6 protein-coding genes and 1 pseudogene are annotated in these 5,446 nt (G+C 68.5%); 3 read left to right on the plus strand and 4 right to left on the minus strand.

The features are described from left to right. Nucleotides 1-250: 250 nt before the first annotated feature. Both QH195_RS21855 and QH195_RS21860 read left to right on the plus strand, forming a co-directional pair. A complete protein-coding gene (locus QH195_RS21855; protein WP_280436800.1) occupies nucleotides 251-697 on the plus strand; it encodes a hypothetical protein in 447 nt (148 codons plus the stop codon). Between the two features lie 12 nt (nucleotides 698-709). Next, complete coding sequence (locus QH195_RS21860; RefSeq protein ID WP_280436801.1) at nucleotides 710-1,669, plus strand: MvdC/MvdD family ATP grasp protein; 960 nt, start codon at nucleotides 710-712, stop codon at nucleotides 1,667-1,669. Between the two features lie 74 nt (nucleotides 1,670-1,743). On the opposite strand, the gene QH195_RS21865 is transcribed toward QH195_RS21860, so the two are convergent. Continuing rightward, nucleotides 1,744-1,977 (minus strand): helix-turn-helix domain-containing protein, encoded by a 234-nt coding sequence (locus QH195_RS21865; protein WP_280422023.1) that lies wholly within the window; start codon nucleotides 1,975-1,977, stop codon nucleotides 1,744-1,746. Nucleotides 1,978-2,059: 82 nt separating this feature from the next. After that, on the minus strand, nucleotides 2,060-3,691 hold the full coding sequence (locus tag QH195_RS21870) for an ABC-F family ATP-binding cassette domain-containing protein (protein ID WP_280422021.1): 1,632 nt from the start codon (nucleotides 3,689-3,691) through the stop codon (nucleotides 2,060-2,062). Nucleotides 3,692-3,885: 194 nt separating this feature from the next. On the opposite strand from QH195_RS21870, the gene QH195_RS21875 reads away from it, so the two are divergent. After that, the gene (locus QH195_RS21875) at nucleotides 3,886-4,650 is read left to right on the plus strand and encodes an SDR family oxidoreductase (RefSeq protein WP_280436802.1); all 765 of its coding nucleotides are present in this window, start codon (nucleotides 3,886-3,888) and stop codon (nucleotides 4,648-4,650) included. Between the two features lie 98 nt (nucleotides 4,651-4,748). Here the strand turns inward: QH195_RS21875 and QH195_RS21880 are convergent, their stop codons facing one another. Both QH195_RS21880 and QH195_RS21885 read right to left on the minus strand, forming a co-directional pair. Continuing rightward, nucleotides 4,749-5,195, minus strand: coding sequence for a PaaI family thioesterase (locus tag QH195_RS21880; RefSeq protein ID WP_432278302.1), 447 nt, complete (start codon nucleotides 5,193-5,195; stop codon nucleotides 4,749-4,751). A gap of 127 nt (nucleotides 5,196-5,322) precedes the next feature. Beyond that, a pseudogene (locus tag QH195_RS21885) lies at nucleotides 5,323-5,446 on the minus strand (isochorismatase family protein); the annotation flags it as partial.

The following is a 5,446-nucleotide window of genomic DNA, read 5'->3' on the forward strand; positions in this document are numbered from 1 at the left end:
GCGCCCCCCCCCCCCCCCCCCCCACCCCCCGCGCCCCCCCCCCCCCCCCCCCCCCCCTCAAACCCCGGGGGGCCGCGGCCCCCCCCCCCCCCCCCCCCGGAAAAGTTCCGCCCCGGTAATTTCCGAGTCCTCGAGATCAGCTTCAGCTGACGCCGAATCCGGCGATATCGGCCGCCGCCGTCCCTCGACGGCGTTATGATCCGGACGCGCTCGGGTCGTGGCACATTGCGAGCTAGATCGGAGAAATCAGATGACCGATGTCCTGCCTCCCGTCGGCACAACACAATCCGATACGGTGGCCACGCTCGCCGGTGTGCTGCTCGGCGAACGTGAGGGTGCTGTCCGGATACGGGTCGCGGACGGGACGTGGACCTTCGACCGCTGCGATGTACTCGGGATCCGGGAATACGACGGCCGGTCCAGCGAACCCGCGGGCGCGGTACTGGTCGATATCCGGCCCGGCGCCACCGCCGATTTCACCCGTCGGCTGCGCATCGATGTCGGCGAACGGCCGCTGACGCTGGCGGCGCCGCCGTCTCCGGCCTTCGGCGATACCCAGCTACGCCGGCTCACCGAAACCTGGGCGCGGCGACTACACCTCGCCGATTCCCCGCACCATCCCGCGACCTTCACCTTCGCGCAAACCCGGTCGCACAACAGCAGCGATGACGGTGTCCACTGCGACAGTCTCGACTGAGCGGCCGCCTCGATGACCACCCGGCAGGGGTCGGTCCTCATCGTCTCCGAATCCGATGATCTGCACGCCGCGGCCATGCAGGCCACGCTGCGAGAGCAGTACGGCGTCAACACGCTACGGTTCGACCTCCGCGATTTCCCCCGGGAATCGGGCAGTTTCCGGCTGGACCGATCCGCGAGCACGCGTTCGCTGGCGGGGCTGGCCGAGCTCGACGATATACGGGCGGTGTGGTGGCGGCGGCCGCATCCCAGCCGGGTCCCGGCCGGCGTCCGGGCCGACGACGACGCCTATCGGCAGGCCGAATGCGATGGGTTCGCGCAGGGCCTGCTGTGGTCGCTACCGGCGCGGTGGGTCAACGATCCCGGCCACGACCGGCTCGCCCACCGCAAGATCGTACAACTCGATACGGCCCGGCGGGCCGGCTGCGCGATCCCGGAAACCCTCGTGACCAACGACCCCGGCGAGGCCCGCGAATTCATCGAAACCAGTGCGGGCCGGGTCGTTTTCAAACGTACCGGTACCTCCCGGGCAGAATTCGCCGAGACCCGGCTCGTCGAATCCGCCGACCTGCACCGGCTCGGTGCGATCCGCTGGGCGCCGACGATCTTCCAGCGGTATATCGATCCCGAATGCGATCTGCGCGTGGTCTGGGTGGACGGGCAGGAATGGGTGGTCCGGATCGATTCCCGCGCGGGTGCGGGGCGCGTGGACTCCCGGCTCGATGTCTCGGTCGACTTCTCACCCGCCCGGCTACCGGCCGCGGTCAGCAAATCGCTGGCCACCCTGATGGGCGCGCTCGGACTCGGCTTCGGCGTGCTGGATCTGCGGGTGGGTCTCGACGGCGAGCATTATTTCCTCGAGGTCAACCCGCAGGGACAATTCGCCTATCTCGAGATCAAGACCGGATTGCCGATCTTTGCCAGTCTGGCAGGTCTGCTCGCCCACGGTGACAGCACCGTTCCCGGCTGGTGACCCGGCGCCCCGGCACACCCGGCCTCGCGCCGCCGGGTCGATATCCGGCGGCGGGGCCTGCGAATACGGTGCGGCTAGCGGGCTTTACGGCGGTTCGCGCCACCACGGCTGCGGAGTTGCACATGCGACTCCGTCAGCACGTTGTGGATGAAGCCGTAGGAACGCCCGGTCGCGCGTGCCAGCGACCTGATGCTCGCCCCTGCTTCGTATTGCTTCTTCAACTGGGTCTGCAGGCGGTCGCGTGACTTTCCCGTGACGCGGGTGCCTTTACCCAATGTGCTCTTGCTCTGTACCGGCCTGTCGCCCATGGCTTCCTCCGAGTCGCCGAGCAGCGTCACTCTCAGGCTAAGCATTCGGCGAGCATCCGGCAATGAGTTCTTGTGATGAAACTCACGCGAGCTGAATCAATTCCAGGTACTCGGCCGACCAATGGTCCTCGGTGCCGTCCGGGAGCAGGATCACCCGCTCCGGATTCAGGGCTTCGGCGGCTCCGGGATCGTGGGTGACCAGGACTACCGCGCCGGCGTAGGTGCGCAGCGCGTCGAGGACCTGTTCGCGGGAGATGGGATCCAGATTGTTGGTCGGTTCGTCGAGCAACAGCACATTGGCCGCCGAGGAGACGAGCCCGGCCAGCGCCAGCCGGGTTTTCTCACCGCCGGACAGTGTGCCCGCGGGCTGGTCGAGCTGCGGTCCGCTGAACATGAAGGCGCCCAGCAGGCCGCGCAATTCCTGCTCGCCCGCATCGGGTGCCGCATGCCGGATGTTCTCCCATACGGTGGCCGAATCGTCGAGGGTGTCGTGCTCCTGGGCGAAGTATCCGACCTTCAGCCCGTGACCGGGTACCAGCGAGCCGCCGGTCGGTTCCTCGGTGCCGGCGAGCAACCGCAGCAGGGTGGTCTTACCGGCACCGTTGAGGCCCAGTACCACCACGCGGCTGCCACGGTCGATGGCCAGGTCGACCCCGGTGAAGATCTCCAGCGAACCGTAGACCTTGGTGAGATTCTCCGCCGTCAACGGGGTCTTACCGCAGGCCGCCGGTTCCGGGAACTTGATCCGCGCGACCTTGTCCGCGACGCGCACCTCGTCCAGTTCGGCGAGCAGCCGATCGGCGCGTTTGGCCATGTTCTGGGCGGCAACGGCTTTCGTGGCCTTGGCGCCCAGTTTGGCGGCCTGGGCCCGCAGCGCCGAGGCCTTCTTCTCGGCGTTGGCACGTTCCCGGCGGCGGCGCTGTTCATCGGTGGCCCGGGCGTCGAGGTATTTGGTCCAGCCCATGTTGTAGACATCGGCTTCCCCGCGGACGGCGTCGAGGAACCACACCTTGTTCACGACATCGGCGAGCAGGTCGACATCGTGGCTGATCACGATGAGCCCGCCGTCGTGGTTCTGCAGGAACCCGCGCAGCCAGGTGATCGAGTCGGCGTCCAGATGGTTGGTGGGCTCGTCCAGCAGCAGGGTGGTGTCGGACCGTCCGCCGCTGCCGTCGGAGGCCGCGAACAGAATGCGGGCCAGCTCGATTCGGCGCCGCTGACCGCCGGACAACGTCCGCAGCGACTGGTCCAGCACCCGGTCCGGCAGGCCCAGGCTGTGGCAGATCCGGGCCGCCTCACTTTCCGCGACGTAGCCGCCCAGCGCGGAGAAACGATCCTCGAGGCGCCCGTACTTGCGTACGGCCCGCTCGCGTTCGGTTTCGTCGGCCAGTTCGGCCATGAGCGCCTGCTGTTTCTCCATATCCCGGATCAGCGCGTCCAGGCCGCGGGCCGACAGCACCCGGTCCCGGGCCAGCACATCGAGATTGCCCTCGCGCGGATCCTGCGGCAGGTAGCCGATATCACTCGACCGCGTGATCGTGCCGGCGTACGGTTCGCCTTCCCCGGCCAGGATGCGCAGGGTGGTGGTCTTCCCGGCACCGTTACGGCCGACCAGGCCGATCCGGTCGCCGGCCTGCACCCGCAACGCCGGTCCGGGCGCGGACAGCAGGGTACGGACGCCGGCCCGGACCTCGAGGTCGGTCGCGGTGATCACAGATATCTCCTCGGCAGCAGGTTGGGGGCGATGGCCCGGCGGGTTCGGCAGGAGGAACTTTCCACCCATGATCGGCCGTATCCGGACACGGAACCACCGATTTTACCTGCCCGCGCGGTGGCCCCGCCCGTTGCGGCCTCCGGCCCCGCCGCTGCCGACCGGTAGCCGGATCGGACACGGTAACGTGCCCGGCTATGAGCACCGATCTGTTGGGTAAGAGCGCGCTGGTCTCCGGGGCCAGCCGGGGTATCGGCTACGCGGTGGCCGCGGAGCTGCTGAACCGGGGCGCGAACGTGCTGATCACCGCGCGCAAACCCGAACCGCTGGACAAGGCGGCCGCCGAACTGCGCGGGTTGGGGCATCAGGGCGAGGTCGTCGCGCTGGCCGGCAATTCCGGCGACGCCGAGGCCCGGACGGCCGCGGTACAGCGGGCGGTCACCGAATTCGGGTCGCTGGACATCCTGATCAACAACACCGGTATCAACCCGGTGTACGGGTCCCTCATGGAGGCCGATCTGGACGCGGTCCGCAAGATCTTCGATGTGAACGTCGTCGCCGCCCTGGGCTACATCCAGGAGGCGTACAAGGCGTGGATGGGAGAGCACGGGGGCGCGGTGGTGAACGTGGCCAGCGTCGCGGGCCTGCGCTCCACCGGGGTGATCGCCGCCTACGGGGCTTCCAAGGCCGCGTTGATCCGGCTCACCGACGAACTCGCCTGGCAGCTGGGCCCGAAGATCCGGGTCAACGCGGTCGCGCCCGGGGTGGTGAAGACCAGTTTCGCGGATGCGCTGTACTCGGCCGACGAGGACGCCGCAGCGCAGGTCTATCCGATGAAGCGGCTCGGTTCGCCGGAGGATGTGGCCCGGTTGATCGCGTTCCTGGCCTCGGACCAGGCACAGTGGATCACCGGTGAAACGGTGCGTGTCGACGGCGGCCTGCTGTCGACCGGCGGAATCTGAGCCACGGGAGCTATCCCGGTTCGCGCACCACGGGCCGCGACGCGATCTACGCGCTGTCGCGGCCCGTGGTCGTTCGGCCGCCGGTACACCGGCCGGTCTCAGGACCGGTGCGGCAGGTTCTGCAAACGCACCTGACCGCGGGCGACGAGCCGCCCGTCGTCGTCGGTGACCACGACCTGCCACAGCTGCTGCATCCCGCCCCGATGGATCGGGGTGGCCTCGGCGGTGAGTTTGCCGTCGCGTACGGCCCGGAGAAAATCGGTGGAGTTGTTGACCCCGACCACGACTCCCCGATCGCCGTACCAGGCAGCGCCGCCGGTGCTGGCGAGTGTTTCCACGACAGTGCACAGCACGCCACCGTTCTGGATCCCGGCCGGCTGATGGTGGCGCGGGGTGACGATCCATTCGCCACATACCCGATCCGGGCCGAGTTCGGTCATCCGCAGACCCAGCAGGTCCGCGAACGTCCCCTTGTTGATCTCGTTCATCTCCTCGGGGCTCAGATCGGCCATCGACTGCGGGAGCCGGGTTTGCTGTTCCGTCATGTATCAACAATCGCATGGTGGCCGCGAGCCGGGCGGAACCGGTCACCCGAAAGAAAGCGGCGGGCCCCCACCGGGGGTGGTGTGCGCCGCGCGGTTGGGTCGGGGGGGACCCCCGCCCACGGGGCTCGCCCGCGGTAAATCCGAGCAGTACACGGGTGCTGAAACCGGCCGCGGCCGCGTCCAGGGCGGTGGCCCGGACACAGTGATCGGTGGCGATACCGACGATATCCACCGAGGTGATACCCCGGTTA

It is taken from the genome of Nocardia carnea, assembly GCF_029868855.1.
Lineage (GTDB): Bacteria > Actinomycetota > Actinomycetes > Mycobacteriales > Mycobacteriaceae > Nocardia > Nocardia carnea_A.

Coding starts and splice junctions, on each gene's coding strand:
- QH195_RS21880 (WP_432278302.1), bottom strand. CDS start 5,195: ATGACGGAACAGCAAACCCGGCTCCCGCAGTCGATGGCCGATCTGAGC.
- QH195_RS21875 (WP_280436802.1), top strand. CDS start 3,886: ATGAGCACCGATCTGTTGGGTAAGAGCGCGCTGGTCTCCGGGGCCAGC.
- QH195_RS21855 (WP_280436800.1), top strand. CDS start 251: ATGACCGATGTCCTGCCTCCCGTCGGCACAACACAATCCGATACGGTG.
- QH195_RS21865 (WP_280422023.1), bottom strand. CDS start 1,977: ATGGGCGACAGGCCGGTACAGAGCAAGAGCACATTGGGTAAAGGCACC.
- QH195_RS21860 (WP_280436801.1), top strand. CDS start 710: ATGACCACCCGGCAGGGGTCGGTCCTCATCGTCTCCGAATCCGATGAT.